11 protein-coding genes and 1 pseudogene are annotated in these 16,759 nt (G+C 60.7%); 7 read left to right on the forward strand and 5 right to left on the reverse strand.

The genetic code is table 11. The features are described from left to right. Window position 1: 1 nt before the first annotated feature. From JaAD80_RS16855 to JaAD80_RS16885, 6 genes are all read left to right on the forward strand, one after another. Window positions 2-943 carry a pseudouridine-5'-phosphate glycosidase gene (locus tag JaAD80_RS16855; RefSeq protein ID WP_374755253.1) on the forward strand — a complete coding sequence of 314 codons (942 nt, stop codon included), beginning with the start codon at window positions 2-4 and terminating at the stop codon, window positions 941-943. A 79-nt stretch (window positions 944-1,022) separates the two neighbouring features. Beyond that, the gene (locus JaAD80_RS16860; RefSeq protein ID WP_102295668.1) at window positions 1,023-1,925 is read left to right on the forward strand and encodes a LysR family transcriptional regulator; all 903 of its coding nucleotides are present in this window, start codon (window positions 1,023-1,025) and stop codon (window positions 1,923-1,925) included. A 516-nt stretch (window positions 1,926-2,441) separates the two neighbouring features. Then, entirely contained in the window at window positions 2,442-3,437 is a 996-nt protein-coding gene (locus JaAD80_RS16870) for a BMP family protein (protein ID WP_102295672.1), read from the forward strand. An 81-nt stretch (window positions 3,438-3,518) separates the two neighbouring features. Then, window positions 3,519-5,048: an ABC transporter ATP-binding protein gene (locus tag JaAD80_RS16875; protein ID WP_102295674.1), complete on the forward strand. Its 1,530-nt coding sequence runs from the start codon at window positions 3,519-3,521 to the stop codon at window positions 5,046-5,048. Beyond that, on the forward strand, window positions 5,045-6,124 hold the full coding sequence (locus JaAD80_RS16880; protein ID WP_102295676.1) for an ABC transporter permease: 1,080 nt from the start codon (window positions 5,045-5,047) through the stop codon (window positions 6,122-6,124). The genes JaAD80_RS16875 and JaAD80_RS16880 overlap by 4 nt, the downstream gene beginning before the upstream one ends. 4 nt (window positions 6,125-6,128) lie before the next feature. Continuing rightward, complete coding sequence (locus JaAD80_RS16885) at window positions 6,129-7,100, forward strand: ABC transporter permease (RefSeq protein WP_071325225.1); 972 nt, start codon at window positions 6,129-6,131, stop codon at window positions 7,098-7,100. A 472-nt stretch (window positions 7,101-7,572) separates the two neighbouring features. On the opposite strand, the pseudogene JaAD80_RS31545 reads toward JaAD80_RS16885, so the two are convergent. Then, window positions 7,573-8,157 (reverse strand): annotated as a pseudogene (locus tag JaAD80_RS31545) (NUDIX domain-containing protein); the annotation flags it as partial. Between the two features lie 75 nt (window positions 8,158-8,232). Here JaAD80_RS31545 and JaAD80_RS16895 point away from each other — a divergent pair. Continuing rightward, window positions 8,233-8,997, forward strand: a complete 765-nt coding sequence (locus JaAD80_RS16895) for a DeoR/GlpR family DNA-binding transcription regulator (RefSeq protein WP_102295679.1) — start codon at window positions 8,233-8,235, stop codon at window positions 8,995-8,997. A 29-nt stretch (window positions 8,998-9,026) separates the two neighbouring features. On the opposite strand, the gene JaAD80_RS16900 is transcribed toward JaAD80_RS16895, so the two are convergent. From JaAD80_RS16900 to JaAD80_RS16915, 4 genes are all read right to left on the reverse strand, one after another. After that, window positions 9,027-10,094 carry a S1/P1 nuclease gene (locus JaAD80_RS16900; RefSeq protein WP_102295704.1) on the reverse strand — a complete coding sequence of 356 codons (1,068 nt, stop codon included), beginning with the start codon at window positions 10,092-10,094 and terminating at the stop codon, window positions 9,027-9,029. 8 nt (window positions 10,095-10,102) lie between these two features. Beyond that, complete coding sequence (locus JaAD80_RS16905; protein WP_102295681.1) at window positions 10,103-11,332, reverse strand: phospholipase D-like domain-containing protein; 1,230 nt, start codon at window positions 11,330-11,332, stop codon at window positions 10,103-10,105. Window positions 11,333-11,350: 18 nt separating this feature from the next. Further along, window positions 11,351-13,060: a bifunctional UDP-sugar hydrolase/5'-nucleotidase gene (locus JaAD80_RS16910; protein WP_258003039.1), complete on the reverse strand. Its 1,710-nt coding sequence runs from the start codon at window positions 13,058-13,060 to the stop codon at window positions 11,351-11,353. 113 nt (window positions 13,061-13,173) lie between these two features. Then, on the reverse strand, window positions 13,174-16,584 hold the full coding sequence (locus JaAD80_RS16915) for a TonB-dependent receptor (RefSeq protein WP_102295682.1): 3,411 nt from the start codon (window positions 16,582-16,584) through the stop codon (window positions 13,174-13,176). Window positions 16,585-16,759 lie beyond the last annotated feature (175 nt).

The following is a 16,759-nucleotide window of genomic DNA, read 5'->3' on the forward strand; positions in this document are numbered from 1 at the left end:
CATGACTCAACTCACTACTCAAATCAATAGCTTCCTCTCGTTCTCGCAGGAAGTGCTCGACGCGCGCGCCGCCGGCAAAGCCATCGTGGCGCTGGAGTCGACCATCATTTCGCATGGCATGCCGTATCCGCAAAACGTGGAAATGGCGCGCGAAGTGGAACAGATCATCCGTGACGGCGGCGCCGTGCCGGCCACCATCGCCATCATCGACGGCAAGATCTGTGTGGGCCTGTCGCCCGAGCAGCTGGAACTGCTGGGCACCTCACCCGACGCCATGAAGGTCAGCCGCCGCGACCTGCCATTCGTGCTGGCGCAAGGCAAGCTGGGCGCCACCACCGTGGCCGCCACCATGATTTGCGCGGAACTGGCCGGCATCGCCGTGTTCGTCACGGGCGGCATCGGCGGCGTGCACCGCGGCGCGGAAACCAGTTTCGACATTTCCGCCGACTTGCAGGAACTGGCGCAAACCTCCGTCGCCGTCGTCTGCGCGGGCGTGAAATCCATCCTCGACATCGGCCTGACCCTGGAATACCTGGAAACCCACGGCGTGCCCGTCATCAGCGTGGGCCAGGAAGGCTTCCCTGCCTTCTTCACGCGTGAAAGCGGTTTCAAGGCCGATTTCCGCCTCGACACGCCAGCAGAACAGGCTGCCTTCATCGGCACCAAATGGCAGCTGGGCTTGAAAGGCGGCGTCGTCGTCAGCAACCCCGTGCCGGCCGCGCAAGCCATGCCGAAAGAAGAAATCGACGCGATCACCACGCAAGCGCTGCAGGAAGCGGACGCTGGCGGCGTGAAGGGCAAGCAAGTTACGCCATTCCTGCTGTCGCGCATCAAGCAGCTGACGGATGGCCGCAGCCTGGCGACGAATATCGCCCTGGTCAAGCACAATGCCCAAGTCGGTACGGCACTGGCCATTGCCATGCAGGCAGTCGTGGCACGATAATAGGACTGCTGTAAAGAAGCGCGCAGCCTTTCAGGCTTGCGCGCCGTTCCCGCTTAGCATCAGGTAATGCAAGGAAAGCATGTCCATCGATCTGAAACAGTTAAAGTATTTTCTTGCCGTCGCCGAGGAGAAAAGCTTCAGCCGCGCCGCCGAGCGCCTGCATATCTCGCAGCCGCCCCTGAGCCAGCAGATCATGAAACTGGAAAGCGAACTGGGCGTGCGCCTGTTTGCGCGCACCACGCGCACCTTCGAGCTGACCGTGGCGGGCAAGGCACTGATGAATGAAGCGACCGAACTGCTGGCGAAGATGCGCATGACCATCGACACCATCCGCCAGATCGACCGCGGCGAAGTGGGCCGCTTGCGCGTGGGCATCGTCGGCTCGGCCATGTGGGGCCCCATCCCCAGCTTGCTGGAAGAATTCCAGACCAAATTTCCCCGCGTCACCTGGACCATCCATGAATTCGGCCCCACGGTGCAGTACGAAGCGCTGCGCGCCAAGCAGATCGACGTGGGCTTCTGGCGCGAACCCAAGCTTAACGACGACGACCTGCGCCACGACAATCTACGCCAGGAACTGTGCTTTCGCGAAAACGTCTGCGTGGCCGTCAATGAACACCATCCGCTGGCGAAAAACACGGCGATCGAGCTGATCGACATCGCCCACGAACCGATGCTGACCCTGAACCTGGACAAATCCGCGTTTCCCCGCTACCTGGTGCAATGCTGCATCAATGCCGGTTTCGAACCCGTGATCTTCCAGGAAGCGAGCGAGCCGCAAACCCTGCTGGCCATGGTGGGCGCAGGCTTGGGCGTGACCCTGGTGCCGGAAACGACGAGCCGCATCGGCTGGCCTGGCGTGGTGTTCCTGCCCATCAAGACCAATCCGCCCTCTGCGAATCTGTACATCAGCTACACGACGCTCGACGACGCGCCCGTCGTGCGGGCTTTCCTGAATATCCTCAATCCCCCGGCTGCCTGAGAACGCGAACAACACCTGTTGCACGTGGGGATGTGCGGCCGCCGATGCTCACTGTGCATGCGTAACGCGAAGCCGAAAAGCAGCAAGACCGGGGTCGGCCCCTGAGGGTCCTACCCCGGCCCTTCTTTTGGGTTTGCCCTCCAATTTATATGGCTTTCATATAAATAGTTAAACAAAAACGTATTTGTCATACATATCTGGCATGATGCATAGTGATCCGGACGCCCATCGTGGCGCCGGTTCCGTGCTTGCCCTGCCCGTCCGCTGACGGCGCATCCCAGCCCGCTCCGGACGCCCCATTCGATGTTGTAACTATAAAAGAGACGGGGCTCAACTGTTGCATGAGCATCACATTGACGCGGCAAAAGCATACAAGCTCAGCAATGATCTTGTGCAATACAGTGCAATGTTGATAAGGAATCATCACCTCGTGCATGAAAAACAGGCTAAATCGGCCCCAAATTATATGTTTCACCTATAAAAAATATACAATATCGATCTTCCAGGAGCCAATTCATGAAACTTACACAATTTAGTTTGACGATCGCAGCCGTATTGTTGACTGCTCAAGCGTCCGCGGCTACCCCAAAACTGGGTGTCGTGTATGACGCGGGCGGCAAGTTCGACAAGTCGTTCAACCAATCCGCTTTCGAAGGCGCATCGCGCTTCAAAAAAGACACGGGCATTTCCTTCATTGAAGTACAGGCATCGAGCGATACGCAGGCTGAACAAGTCATGCGCGGCCTGGCCCGCAAGAAACTCGACATGATCGCGGCCATCGGCTTTGCGCAGACGCAAGCCGTGCAAAAAGTCGCCAAGGAATTCCCGAACGTGAAATTCGTGCTGATCGACGGCCAGGCCGCCGGCAGCAACGTCAACTCCGTCGTCTTCAAGGAAGAAGAAGGCTCCTACCTGGTGGGCGTGGCTGCGGCCATGGCCAGCAAGAGCAAGAAAGTCGGCTTCATCGGCGGCATTGATATTCCCCTGATCCGCAACTTCGCCTGCGGCTACGCGCAAGGCGTCAAGGCCGTGAACACGAAGGCGGAAATCACGCAAAACATGGTCGGCACCACGTCCGGCGCCTGGAATGACCCGGCCAAGGGTGGCGAACTGGCCCGCTCGCAATTCGAGCGCGGCGTCGATGTCGTCTTCGCCGTCGCTGGCGGCAGCGGCATGGGCACCCTGCAAATGGCCAAAGAAAAAGGCAAGCTGGCCATCGGCGTCGATTCGAACCAGAACCATTTGTATCCAGGCAGCATCCTGACCTCGATGGTCAAGCGCGTCGACAACACGGTCTACGACAGCTTCATGCAAGTCAAGAACGGCACCTGGAAGGGCGGCGTCAGCTATAAAGGCTTGAAAGAAGGCGGCGTGGATTGGGCGCTCGACGCGAACAACCGCAAGCTGATTACGCCGGAAATCGAAAAGCGCGTGTTGGGTGCGCGTAAGGACATTATCGATGGCAAGATCAAAGTGATCGATTACCGCGTCGGCAGCAGCTGCCCGGTTTAATTTTTCTCCGTATCTTTTAGCGCGCCGCCGGGGCCTGTCTCCGCGCGGCGCGTTTCCATGAAACTATCCAGTTATGAACCTATGCAGCCAGCAGTAGAATTTCGCAGCATTTCCAAGCAGTTTGGGCATGTGAAGGCGAACGCCGACGTCAGCTTCTCCATCGCCAAGGGCAGTATCCATGGCCTGGTGGGGGAAAACGGCGCGGGCAAGTCGACCTTGATGAGCATCCTGTACGGGTACTACCGTGCCGACGGCGGAGAAATCCTGCTCGACGGAAAAGTACAGCCTATCCGCAACAGCCAGGAGGCGATCAACCTCGGCATTGGCATGGTGCACCAGCATTTCATGCTGGTCGAGAATTTCACCGTCCTCGACAATATCATGCTGGGCACGGAAGGCGGTTTTCGTTTGGCCAGCCACCGCGCCGAAGCGGAAGCCCAGCTGCGCGAAATTTGCGCGCGCTATCGCCTCGACGTCGACCCGCTGGCAAAGATCGAGGACCTCTCCGTCGGCGCGCAGCAGCGCGTGGAAATCCTCAAGCAGATTTACCGCAGCGCCAATATCCTGATCCTCGACGAGCCGACGGCCGTGCTGACGGCGCAGGAAACCGCATCGCTGTTTGAAATCCTGCGCCTGTTCAAGGAACAGGGCAAGACCATCATCCTGATCACTCATAAACTGCAAGAGATCCTGGAAATCACCGACAACGTCACCGTCATGCGCGGCGGCACGGTGGTGGGCGCCGTGGCGACGGCCGGCACCTCGAAAGAGGAACTGGCCAACATGATGGTCGGCCGCCCCATCCAGAGCCACTTGCCGCGCGCCCCCTACAATCCGGGCGCCACCGTGCTGGAAGTCGATGGCCTGCAACTGGCCGACGAGCAGCAGGTCAAATTGCTGGCCGACATAGGTTTCAACTTGCGCGCCGGCGAAATCGTCGCCATCGCGGGCGTGTCGGGCAATGGCCAGAGCGAGCTGCTGGAAATTTTATCGGGCATGCGTTTGCCGACATCGGGCAAGCTGCGTTTTCTGGACAAGGACTTGCCGTTTGCCAAGCGCCACGATGCCGATGGCTTGCCGCTGGCCTTCCGCGAACTGGGCATCGCGCACATTCCGGAAGACCGCTTGCGTGATGGCGTGGTGAAAAATTTCTCCGTCATGCAGAACACCATCCTCGGCTACCAGGACCGCCTGAAGAACCGCTGGGGCCTGTTCAATTTCAAGGCCATCGGCGCGCGCTGCGCCGAGCTGCTGAAGACGTTCGACGTGCGCCCGGCGAACCCGGACCTGCGCATCGGCTTGCTGTCGGGCGGTAACCAGCAAAAGGTGGTGATCGCGCGCGAAGTACTGGCGCAGCCGAAACTGATGCTGGTGGGCCAGCCCACGCGCGGCGTCGATATCGGTACCATCGAAAGCATCCATACGCAATTGCTGGCCCTGCGCGACGCAGGCGTGGCGATCCTGCTGGTGTCGGTCGAACTGGAAGAAGTGCGGGCGCTGGCCGACCGCATTCTGGTCATGTGCGGCGGACGCATCACCGGCGAACTGAAAATTGAAGAATTCGATACCACCCGCATCGGTCTGCTGATGGGGGGAATGCATAAATCATGAATAACGACTTGCCACGCTGGGCGACAGCCTTTGTCATGCCCATGTTAAACCTGCTGTCGGCCATGCTGGTCGCAGCCCTGGTGATTTATATGCTGGGCGAAGACCCGGCCGAATCGCTGGGTATTCTCGTCAACAGCGCCATCCTCAATCCGGAAGGCCTGAGCTACACCCTGTTCTACGCCAGCACCTTCATTTTCACGGGCCTGTCGGTCTCCGTGGCGATGCAGGCCGGCCTGTTCAATATCGGCTCCGAAGGCCAGATGTATATTGGCGGCCTGGGCTTGACGGTAGCCATGCTGGCCTTCGACCAGACCCTGCCCGCCTGGCTGCTGATTCCGGCGGCCATGATAGGCGCGGCCCTGTTCGGCGCGCTGTGGGGCTTCCTGCCCGGCTACCTGCAAGCCAAGCGCGGCAGCCATATCGTCGTCACCACCATCATGTTCAACTTCATCGCCGCCAGCCTGATGAACTTCGTGATCGTGAAATACCTGATCCCGCCAGGCGAGCAGAACACGGCCAGCCGCGTGTTTGCGGAAAGCGGCGAAATGCCGCGCTTGAGTACCTGGTTCCCGTCGCTGGGCGACACGCCGCTGAACATCAGTTTTATCCTGGCGATCGCCGCGCTGGTGATCTATGGCGTGATGGTGTGGCGCTCGTCGTGGGGCTTCAAGCTGCGCGCCACGGGCCTGAACAAGCACGCGGCCCACTATGCGGGCGTATCGATCAGCAAGATGATCATCATCGTCATGCTGATCTCGGGCGCGCTGGCGGGCCTTGGCTCCGTCAATTCCATCATGGGTTCGACGCACTACCTTTCGCTCAACTTCGTCGGCGGCGCCGGCTTCATCGGCATCGCCATCGCCCTGATGGGCCGCCAGCATCCGGTCGGCATCTTCCTGTCGGCCGTACTGTTCGGCGCGCTGATCCAGGGCGGCTTCGACTTGTCGCTGGAAAAACCGAATATCCCGACGGAAACCTTCATCTTCATCCAGGGCTTGATCATCCTGTTCTGCGGCGCGATGGAAAACTTCTACGCACCGGCCATTTCCGCCCTGCTCAAGCGCACCAAAGGCTAACACCATGACACTCGACGACTTTCACTTCGCCAGCATCCTGGTATCGACCGTGCGCAATGCGCCGGTGCTGATCTTCGCCGCCATGGCCGGCCTGTTCGCCGAACGCAGCGGCATGATCGACATTGGCCTGGAAGGCAAGATCCTGGCCAGCGCCTTCGCTTCCGCCGCCGTGGCGTACACGACGCAAAACCCGTATTACGGCATGGCTGCCGGCATGCTGGTGTGCGTCGCCCTGGCCCTGCTGCAGGCCTATGTCAGCATCACGCAAAAGGGCAACCAGCTGGTGGCCGGCATGGCGATCAACATCGCCATGAGCGGACTGACGTTCGTGCTGGCGCAGTTCTTCTTCCAGCAAGGCGGCCGCACGCCCGATCTCGGTTCGGCGCGCCTGTTCGACGTGGTCTTGCCGGGCACGCAGTACGTGGAACATATTCCCTTCATCGGCTGGGTGTATGCCCATTTGATCGGCGGCCATTCCATCCTCGTCTACGTGGCCTTCCTGTTGATTCCGCTCGTGCACTGGCTGCTGTACCACACGCGCTTCGGCCTGCGCCTGCGCGCCTGCGGCGAAAACCCGCATGCGGCCGATTCCGCTGGCGTGAGCGTGGAAGCGACGCGCTACATGGCCATGCTGGTAGCCGGTATCCTGTGCTCGTTCTCGGGTGCCTATCTGGCCATCGTGCAAAGCGGCTTCTTCCTGCGCGACATGTCGGCCGGCGCCGGCTACCTGGCCTTGACGGCCATGGTGTTCGGCAACTGGCGCCCCGTCTACACCTTCCTCGGCTGTCTGATGTTCGGCTTCTTCGCCGCCATCCAGATCCAGATCGAAGGCGTGGACTTGCCGGTCGTTGGCCGTATCCCCGGCTCGCTGATCCAGATGGTGCCGTACGTGGTCACCGTGATTGTGCTGGCAGGCTTGATGGCGAAATCCATCGCGCCTAAAGCGATCGGCATTCCATTCGTCAAATCGCGCTAAGAGCACCTGAGAAAATACCCATGGCGTCGTCGCCTTGCCCTGGGCTTTTTTCAGGCGCCCCCTAAAATGACAAAAAGCGAAGCCCAGGGCTTCGCTTTTTTTACGCCTGTGCAATCTCGTCCAGCGAGAAATACACGGGCAAGCCAAGACCGCGCGCTGCGGCCACCATCTGATCCGCCCCAGCCGACGCGCCGCCAATGCGCAGCACGGCGTCGCAATGGCTGAGCAAACGCGTCGCATGCACGTGGAACAGTTGCTCATACACGGCATCGCCCACCCGGCTTGAGCCGGCCAGCGCCAGCATGGGCAAGGCCAGCCATTCACCGAGCACGGGCATGTGCCCCCTGGCATATAAGGGCAGGCAGACGGCTTGCATGGCCGCCACATTCGCCGCCATCAGGGCAGGATCGTCGCCCGTGCCGGAGCGATACGGGCCGGCAACGAGTATCTGCATGCCCCGCTTTCCCGGCATCAACTGCAGCTGCGCATGTTGCAGCAGCATGATGGTCTTGCCGTCGCAGATGCGGCCATCGGCGACCATGCGCATCGCCTGCGCCAGCGGCAGTTCCAGCACTTCAATGTCTTCGCCCTCGTGCGCCAGCCCGCCGCCGTCGCCGATGCGGCTGGCGGGGTCGTATTCGGCAACAAAGAAATGCAAACGCTCCGTCACGGAACCGGGGCTCATGAAGGCTTCGAAGACCTTGTGCACCTGCCCCACCTGGTAACCGGTTTCCTCTTCCACCTCGGCGCGGATGCGCTGCTCGGCGCTGGCCTGTTCCAGCAAGCCTGCCGCTGATTCGATGAGGAAACCGTCGTGGCCATCGCGGTAGGTGGGAAAACGGAACTGGCGGATCAGGATCACCGTGCGCTGTTTCTTGTTGTAGAGCAGGATGGTGGCGCCATCGCCGCGGTCATAGGTTTCCCGCGTCTGCGTCTGCCATTGACCGTCGCGGCGCAGGTAATCGAACGTGGTCTTTTGCAACAGATACCAGTCGTGCGACAGGGTTTGCACGCCGTGGATGCGTACCCGTTGCTGTTGCTTGTTTTCTTCGTGCATATCGTCTCCTTGCGCTTGTCTTTGCCGACTTTATCATGCAAACTCGTGCAATATCAAGAAAATATAAGAAAACCCATGCTCACACATCAGCGCAAACAATACTTGCTGGATCTGCTCCAGCGCGAAGGCCAGATCGTCGCCAAAGCGGTCAGCGATAGCCTGGGCTTGTCGGAAGACACGATACGCCGCGACCTGCGCGAGCTGGCAAAAGAGGGCTTGTTGGAGCGCGTGCATGGCGGCGCCCTGCCCTTGCTGCCGCGTTCGCCTGCGCTGGCGCCGTTTGCGGGCCGCGAACAGCTCTCGGTTGGCATCAAGGCGGCCATCGGCCGCGCGGCGGCGAAGCTGATACAAACAGGGCAAGTGGTCTTCATCGATGGCGGCACTACCGCCGTGCAACTGGCGCGCCAGCTGCCGCGCGAACTGCGCGCCACCGTCGTCACGCACAGCCCCTCGATTGCTGTGGAGCTGGTGAATCACCCATCCATTGAAGTGCTGATGCTGGGTGGCCGCCTGTACAAGCACTCGGTTGTCGGCGTAGGCGCCGCGACCGTGGAAGCCATCGGCCGCATCCGTGCGGACCTGTGTTTCATGGGCGTATCGAGCCTCCATCCGCAGACGGGCATTACCACCGGCGATTACGAGGAAGCGTGCGTGAAGCGTGCGCTGGGCGAGGCGTCAAGCCGCACCATCGTGCTGGCCTCGCCGGAAAAGTTCAATACGGCGTCGCCGTTCCAGATCATGCCCTTGAGTCAGGTCAGCGATATTGTCGTGCACCGCGACGTGGAGGATGCCCTGGTCGCCCCCTACCGCGAACTGGGCATCAAGGTGATCCTGGCGTAAAAAAAAACGGCCCAAAGGCCGTTGTTACCTTACTGCGGCCAGATCGCCTGCAGCACGGCCGCCAGGCGATAGCCCGCCTCCGTCAGCTGCTGCTTGGCCAGCGCCGAGCTGGGCACAGGATAATTGTCCGGCACCGTCAGCGCCCACACGTTGTAGACGTCGCCCTTGCGGCTGGTCTGCTGCGTGGCCGGACCTGCCACCACGTCGGCGAAGGCAATCTTCGAGGCCGCCAGCGAGGCATCGGCCCACTGATATGGCCAGGTGACGGGGTCGCCGCTATTGCCGTTCACTACAGGCGCACTGGCAATCACGGTGCTGGCGAATTGGCGCGGCGTGCGCGTGCTCAGGCGGCGCATGGCGTAGTCGACCACGGTCGTATCCCAGTAGGAATGCAAGGGCTTGGTGGGCGACTTCGGGTAGGCGCTGGCCGGCTTGGCACCCGCTTCCACCGGCAGCGGCGCGGGGATCACGGCGTCCGACAAGGCCGTCATGTGCGCATCGTCCAGCAATAAATCGTTGCCGCCGCGCGCATTGAAAATGGCCACGTCATCGATCTGCGCCTGCGTGGCGGGCGCGAAGAACTGGCCATCATTGCCGACAAAGGCGTTACCCACGTGCAGCGGCTGGTGGATATCGCCCACCAGGTGCGTGATCAAAATCAAGGCCTGGCGCTGGCTGAAGCCATGCGGATTGCTGGCCGCATCAGCCTTGCCCTGCAACACGAGGATCGCCTGTTTCAAAGTTTGCACGATATCGTCATCGGCCGTGCCCACGCCGTGGTCGTGGTAGTGCGCGTTCTGGAACGGCACATTCGTGTAATGGTATTCGCCGTGTTTCGGGTTTGCCGCCACATAGGTCAGCATTTCCGGCGATTGCGGCCCGCAATACGTACCCTTCACGCAATCGGGCCAGTTGGCGATCTTTTCCAGGCTTTCGCCCGGCAGCAGCAAGGCTGCCACCTTGGCCTGCGCCGCGCTACCCTTGAGCAATTGATCGGCAATGGCGCCCACGGCGCGGTGGCCGTCGTTGCCCCAGGCCAGCGCATTACCGGATGCGAAAGCGGCGCCCAGCGCCAGCACACTCAGTAGTTTATGCATGTTCACCATTACTCCTTGCCTTGCGGCGTGGCCTTGGCCGGCTTCGGATACTGCTTGTTGATGTCGATCGGCTGCGCGTAGGCCGAGCTCCACGTCTGCTCGTGCAAGGCCGCGATACGCTGCGCCATCGCGTCGTTGCGCAGCACCACTTCCAGGTTGCGCGACAGGTCAAAATAGCCGCCCGCCCAGTTGCTCGTGCCGACCCAGGCCAGCTTGCCGTCGATGCTCATGGTCTTGCTGTGGATCACGCGCGCAAACGGAATGAAGCCCGTCGAGGCCGTAGGCAAGGTGACGATGCGAATTTCCACATTCGGCACCAGGGCCAGGCTTTTCAGGTAGGCGATGGCCGGCGCTTCCGTGTTCCAGGAGGACACCATCAGCTTGATTTTCACGCCGCGCTGGGCGGCAGCGCGCACGGCATTGTCGATCACGGCGTAGTACGGCCGCGTGCGGTTCGGGCCGTAGGACAGCGGCGCGTAATCGAGCAGCTGGATACGCACTTCGTTTTTCGCTTCCGCCAGCAAGGCGGGCAAGCCCGTTTCCGAGTCGCCCACGCCGGCCGGGTTGTAGGCATTCGGGCTGGCCAGCAGGAAAGCGTTCTGCGCGTAGTTGGCCGCTACCACCTTGCTGTTGAGTACGGTGGCGCGGCTGCCTTGCGACGTCAATGCCTGGGCTTGCCAATCCTGTTCGAAGATCGATTGCACCTGGCCAACCATGCCGGCTTCAGTGATCTTCAAGCCCGTCTCATGGATGTGCTCGAACGAGCGCCAGTCGAAATTCTGGCTGCCGATGTAGGCCACCTGGCCATCGACGGCCAGGTATTTGGCGTGCACGATGCCGTTGCCCGTGACTTTATTGAAATCGATCAGGCGCAAGTCCAGATTGGGAATCGCCTTGATCTGCGCGATGGTCGCCGCTTCCGACAAGCCCACGCCCTTCTGGTCCAGCAGGAAGCGGATCTTTACGCCGCGCTGGCCGGCCGCCGTCAGGCTGGCCAGCACTTTTTCAAAGGCCGTGCCCGGCTTGCTGACGGCATAGAACTGGGCGATGACAATTTCTTTCCTGGCCCCGTCGAACAGCTCGGTCCACACGGCAACAGGCTCGCGCAGGTCGGGATTCGTCAAGCTCGTTTCCACGGGCGAGGTGTGCACCAGCTCAAAGCCGGGAATCGTGAAATCGGCGTGGGCGCTGCCCGCGAACAGGCTGGAGAGGAGAACGGAAACAAATAAACGACGCATGGTTTTTCCTTGTTAAAATTATTTGACGCGCACGATGCGACCCGCCGGCGTGGCGCTGCCGGCTGGCTTGCCAGCGCGGGCGCGGGCGATCAGGTAGTCGCTGAAGGCGTCGATATCGCGCACGCCCGTGTCGAGGCGGCGCGTGCCGGCTGCCAGAACGGTGAAGCGGTCGCCGCCACCGGCGAGGAAACTGTTGGCGGCGACACGGTATTGCTGTTGATCATCGATGGCCACGCCATTCAGCATGATGCTGCCCGGCAGCACGCGCTGGCCCTGCGGCCGGGTGCTGTCCCAGCGATACGTAAAGCCTTCAGACACTTGCAGCAGGTTGCCCTCTTCCGCTTCGGCGCCCGGCCATTGCTGTTCGAGCAGGATGCGGATTTGCGCACCAGAAAGACTCACGACGACCAGGGTATTGCCAAACGGCACCACGGCCTGGTTCTGGCCCACGTTCGTCATCAGGCCGGCGCCCGCTTCCAGGTCCTTGCGGATGCCGCCATTGTTCATCAGGCCGATTTGCGCGCCGGCGGCGCGCGCGCCGAACAGGGTGCTGTCGGCCACCAGGTCGCCCAGCGCGGAAGCGCCGCCGCCCTTGGTGCTGCGGCCCACGCTGGGCACGGCGATGACGGCCACCGGGCGCGACAATTCGGCCGCGCTGCGCTGCTTCACGGATTCCAGGTAGGCCGCCACGGCCGGGTCCGGCGCGTACTGGCCCGGCAGCATGACGACGTTTTGTGCGCTGGCATCGATGACGGCATTCTTGACGGGATCGACCTTGAGCTTGATGCGGGTCAGCATGTGGCCGCCCATTTGCGCCTGCGTCACCAGGCGCCCATCGACACGGCACAGATAGCCCTGATGCGAATGGCCGCTGATGACCAGTTGAATGGCGGGGTCGAGGCGCTTTACCACGTCGACCACTTCGCCCTTGAGGCCGCTGCAGTCAGGCTGATCGACGGCTTCCGGCGTTTCGCCGCCCTGGTGCAGCAGCACGACGAACACGCCGACACCCTGCGCGCGCAATTGCGGCAAGGTGGCGTTGATGGCGTCGGCTTCATCGCCGAACTGCAAACCGCTGATGCCGGCCGCCGTCACCACGGATGGCGTATCTTTCAGCACGGCGCCGATCAGGCCCACCTTGACACCATGCGCTTCTTCGATGCGGTAGGCCGGCAGCAGGGACTTGCCCGTTTGGCTGTCGATCACGTTCGCCGCCAGATACGCATAGCTGGCGCCCTTGAAGTCGGGGCTGAACTTGCATGCCTTGTCGGCACGCGACGAGTCGCAGCCGCCGCGCTGCTGGCGCAGCAGCTCCGCCTTGCCCTGGTCAAACTCATGGTTGCCGACAGAGCTGGCCTTCATGCCCAGCATGTTCATGGCCACGATGCTCGGCTCGTCCGCCCACAGGGCCGACATGGCGGGGCTGGCACCGACCAGGTCGCCATTGCCGACAAAGATCAGCTGCGCGTCTTCGCCGCGCCAGGCCGTCAAGGCGCCGGACAAGGTATCGATGCCGCCTGCCTGCACCGTCTTGCGCACCAGGTCGGTGACGCTGGTGTAGCTGAATTTGCTGCGCTCGAGGTTACCGTGGAAATCGTTCAAAGCGACCAGGTTCACTTCGATGGGGCCGCTGCGCGCAGCCTGTGGCGCGGCAACGAAATGGCTGCAGCCGGACAGGGTGAGAATCAAGGCCGCGCTGGCGACAGGAGTGCGTAGGAAGTGAGCCATGGAATGATATTTATTAAAAAGGGGAAAGAGTAAACCATCTTGCATATAAAAAAAACGGCTGGTGTCGCCACCAGCCGTTTTTTAGTTTGCCAAGCTACGAGGCAAGGACGAGATTAGAACTCGTACTTGATCGTTGCTTGCAGTGCCCATTGCGATTCGCCCTTGGCCTGGCGTGTTTCCAGGCCTTCGACTACTGCACGGGTGTTGTAGACATACTTGCCGTTTTCCATACCGACGTAGTCGACGAAGCTGCGCACCTGGCCACCAGCCGACTGGAAGGCCACTTCATTGATGCGGCCCCATTTACGGTTGATCATGTTACCGACGTTCAAGATGTCAAAGGTGAAGATGCCCTTGTTGCCCTTGAAGAAGCCTGGCACTTCCTGGCTCAGACGCACGTCAAAGCTGTTGGTCCATGATGCAAAGCTTTCGTTACGGCCAATCACGCCGCCCTTGGCTTTACGCAAGTCGCCATTGGCATTGACGACTTTCCAGAACGCTGCCTCATTGGCGGCGCGGGCCGCTGGCGTCGCACCGGAGAAGACCACTTCGCCCGAACCTGGCGCGCTAGGAATGTACATCAAGTCATTGCCGGCCAGACCGTCACCGTTCAAGTCATTGTTGATGGTCCAGCTGTATGGCTTGCCGCTACGGCCTTCATAGAACAGACCGAAGGTGGTCTTGTATTCGCCGAAGAAGCGTTTTTGCCAGTTAAGGTTAGCCGTGAAGCGGTCCTTGACCATGTAGTTCGAGTTCGACGCGACGTTTTCGTTCGGGTTGAAGACGGCACGGCCGCCCCAGTTCGAGCTCGAGGTCGACGACGTCAGCGGCGACACTTCCGTGGCATCGCTGTAGGTGTACGACGAACCCCACGACAGGCCTTCACGCAGCGGGCTGCGTACCGACAGGGTCAGCACGTTCGACTCGCCTTTGTCCGTGTTCTTGGCCATCAGCACCTGGCCGAAGGCGGCGTTGCTGCCCGCTTTGGTCAACGCGCTGCAGTTGGCGCCACCGATCAGACCACCGGTCGCATTCCAGCACGAAGTCTTGTAGGCGTTCGGGCCATAGTACAGCGGACGGCCATCGCTACCGGTGGCGGTAGGCGCGCCCATGTTCAGCTCTTCGTAGTAGATCGAGTTCTTGGTTTGCAGGCGCAGGTATTCCGCGCCAACAATCAAGCCCATCCATGGCAACTCATGCTCGAACGCCAGATTGGCTTTCCATACCGACGGTTGCGCCAGATCGGGGCTCAGGGCGTCGACTTTCATGGCTGGAACAACGGCGGCTAGGTTGGTTGGCTGCTTGGTTGGATCCGGGTTGAAGAAACCATCGGTCGTCGGGCAAGTGCCAGCGGCGGAGGTGCAAGTGATGTTTTGCGTGACCAGACCAGTGTTCTGGTATGGATTGCCCAGCCAGACACTGGCTGCCGCGCCCTGGAACAGGCCGAAACCGCCACGGAACTGCGTCGGACGAGCCGAATCGAGCTTGTAGTTGAAGCCTACGCGTGGCTGATACAGATTCTCGCCATCGATGGTGTGCGAATTGTCGATACCGAAGCCGCCCGTTTGACGGCCGGTTGGCGTCGTGCGTGCCACGGTAGGCTGAGCTGCCAGCGCATTGTAGATCGGCTTTTCGCCGATACGGGTGCCATCGATGCGCAAGCCGGCCATGACCGTCAGCTGCTTGCTGACATCCCAGCTATCCTGCACGAACAAACCGATGTTTTTCAGCGAGAAGGTCGCGATCGCATCGTTCAGGGTGCGGCCTGGCTGTGCCACCTGGTAGGAGTACGAACTTGGACGACCGCGGCTGAAGTTTTCCAGCACGGCAGCTTGCAATTGTGCGGCGGTAGCCGTACCGCAGCTGATCGCGCCAAACGAATAGGTCAGCGCTGCGCTGCTGTTGATACAACCGAAGGTGTAGTTACCGTAGACGTTTTGCAGGAACGCATTGTAGACATCGTTCTTGCTGTAATCGGTACCAAACTTGACTTCATGGTCGCCCAGCGCCCAGGTACCGGCAGCGTAGAAATCTTTCGTCTTGGTCTTCAAGACGTTCTGCTGGCGGCTCTGTTCGGTACCGAAGTTCAGGAAGCGGTTGCCGGTGGCCAGGCCTGCCGGTGCGCCTGCTGGCAGCGCGCCCGTGAATTGCAAGCCCATGGCTGGCAGGTAGGCATTGTTTTTCGGTACGCTGTCATAGTCGCGCGTCGAGAACTTGACTTCGGTCGAGAACGTTGGGGTCCACTCGGCCGTCCATTGGCCGACCAGGGTTTCCAGGCTCTTTTCCTGGGTGTACCAGTACGAGCTCAACGACAAACCGGTTTGCGAGAAACCCGTGTAAATCGGCTCCGCTTGTTCTGTCTTGGTGTAACGCAGCATCATGCGCTGGCTGTCCGTCAAGTTCCAGTCCAGCTTCAGCAGCTTTTCCTTGGCCGAGAATTCGGAACCGGCAGGGATAGCCGAGCTACCGATATCGAGGCCATATTTATCTTTGGCGATACTGATGGCGCTATCGATGGCCGATTGCGAAATGGCCACGTTGGTCTTGTCGCTGCCGATCGGACCGAAGGCTGGCGCGCCGCGCGAGCTCTTGGTTTCTTCGTAGTTCGCAAACAGGAACAGTTTATCCTGGATCAGCGGGCCGCCCAGGGTAACGCCCTTGGTGGTGTCTTTCGACTTTGGCGGCGCGTAGTATTCACCGGTCGAATCGTTGTAGCGGTCGCCAGCGGTGGTGTCATTGCGGAACACGTAGTAAACGCTGCCCTTGACCTTGTTGGTGCCGGACTTGGTCACGGCGTTGATGTTCGCGCCCGTGTAGCCTTTTTGCGTCACGTCATAGTTGGCGACGTTCACCTGAACCGACTGGATCGCTTCGATCGAAATCGGTTGCTTGCCGGTCGCGGTACCCGATGCTTCCAGGCCGAAAGTGTCATTCACGGCCACGCCGTCAATCGTCATCGAGTTGTAGCGCGAGTTCTGGCCAGCAACAGAGATTTCGCCACGTTCCTTGTCCGTTTGCGACAGGCGCGGGTCGGCGCGGGCGTAGTCCTGCAGGCTGCGCGAGATCGATGCCTGGGTTGCCAGTTCCGTCGGGCCGATGTTGGTGCCGGCGCCCATGTTGCTGCGGTTAAAGATTTGTGCGCGGGCGGCATTGCCGACCACTTTCACCGATTGCATCGGCGCACCCAGGGTCGCATCGACGCTGGCCGTTTCAGCCAGCTGGATGTACACGCCCTCGCGTTTTTCCACTTCGCCGTTCTTGGTGATGGTGATCGTGTAAGGACCGCCAGCGCGCAAGCCACGGGCAACATAGCGGCCTTCAGCATCGGTGGTCACGTTGCTGGCGGAGCCAGATTCAACGTGCACGATGTTTACTTGGGCGCCAGCTGCTGGCTGACCATCGTTGGACGAGATACGTCCGCTAATGGCCGAGGTAGTGTTCTGTGCGAACGATGGTGCCGCCGCCAGTGCAATAGACAGGCTTAACGCGATTTGCGTTAGCCGAAGTCGTTTGTGATTGATCATCTTTAACCCCAGAAAAGACTATTATTTTTTGAAAATCCTGGATTGCCTCACCGCCCGGCTGCGCCGCACAGCAACACAAACACAACATTTCCTCTTTACGATGCTGCAACTGTTACGCCGGCTGGACTGGCTGCGGTCCTGACAAAGACCATCACAAACGCCTCTCCGCACATCA

This window comes from Janthinobacterium sp. AD80 (genome assembly GCF_002878455.1).
Classification (GTDB): Bacteria; Pseudomonadota; Gammaproteobacteria; order Burkholderiales; family Burkholderiaceae_D; genus Janthinobacterium.

Bases quoted from the DNA above. Each gene is read 5' to 3' on its own strand.
- JaAD80_RS16855 (WP_374755253.1), top strand. From the start codon at position 2: ATGACTCAACTCACTACTCAAATCAATAGCTTCCTCTCGTTCTCGCAG.
- JaAD80_RS16860 (WP_102295668.1), top strand. From the start codon at position 1,023: ATGTCCATCGATCTGAAACAGTTAAAGTATTTTCTTGCCGTCGCCGAG.
- JaAD80_RS16870 (WP_102295672.1), top strand. From the start codon at position 2,442: ATGAAACTTACACAATTTAGTTTGACGATCGCAGCCGTATTGTTGACT.
- JaAD80_RS16875 (WP_102295674.1), top strand. From the start codon at position 3,519: ATGCAGCCAGCAGTAGAATTTCGCAGCATTTCCAAGCAGTTTGGGCAT.
- JaAD80_RS16880 (WP_102295676.1), top strand. From the start codon at position 5,045: ATGAATAACGACTTGCCACGCTGGGCGACAGCCTTTGTCATGCCCATG.
- JaAD80_RS16885 (WP_071325225.1), top strand. From the start codon at position 6,129: ATGACACTCGACGACTTTCACTTCGCCAGCATCCTGGTATCGACCGTG.
- JaAD80_RS16895 (WP_102295679.1), top strand. From the start codon at position 8,233: ATGCTCACACATCAGCGCAAACAATACTTGCTGGATCTGCTCCAGCGC.
- JaAD80_RS16900 (WP_102295704.1), bottom strand. From the start codon at position 10,094: ATGCATAAACTACTGAGTGTGCTGGCGCTGGGCGCCGCTTTCGCATCC.
- JaAD80_RS16905 (WP_102295681.1), bottom strand. From the start codon at position 11,332: ATGCGTCGTTTATTTGTTTCCGTTCTCCTCTCCAGCCTGTTCGCGGGC.
- JaAD80_RS16910 (WP_258003039.1), bottom strand. From the start codon at position 13,060: ATGGCTCACTTCCTACGCACTCCTGTCGCCAGCGCGGCCTTGATTCTC.
- JaAD80_RS16915 (WP_102295682.1), bottom strand. From the start codon at position 16,584: ATGATCAATCACAAACGACTTCGGCTAACGCAAATCGCGTTAAGCCTG.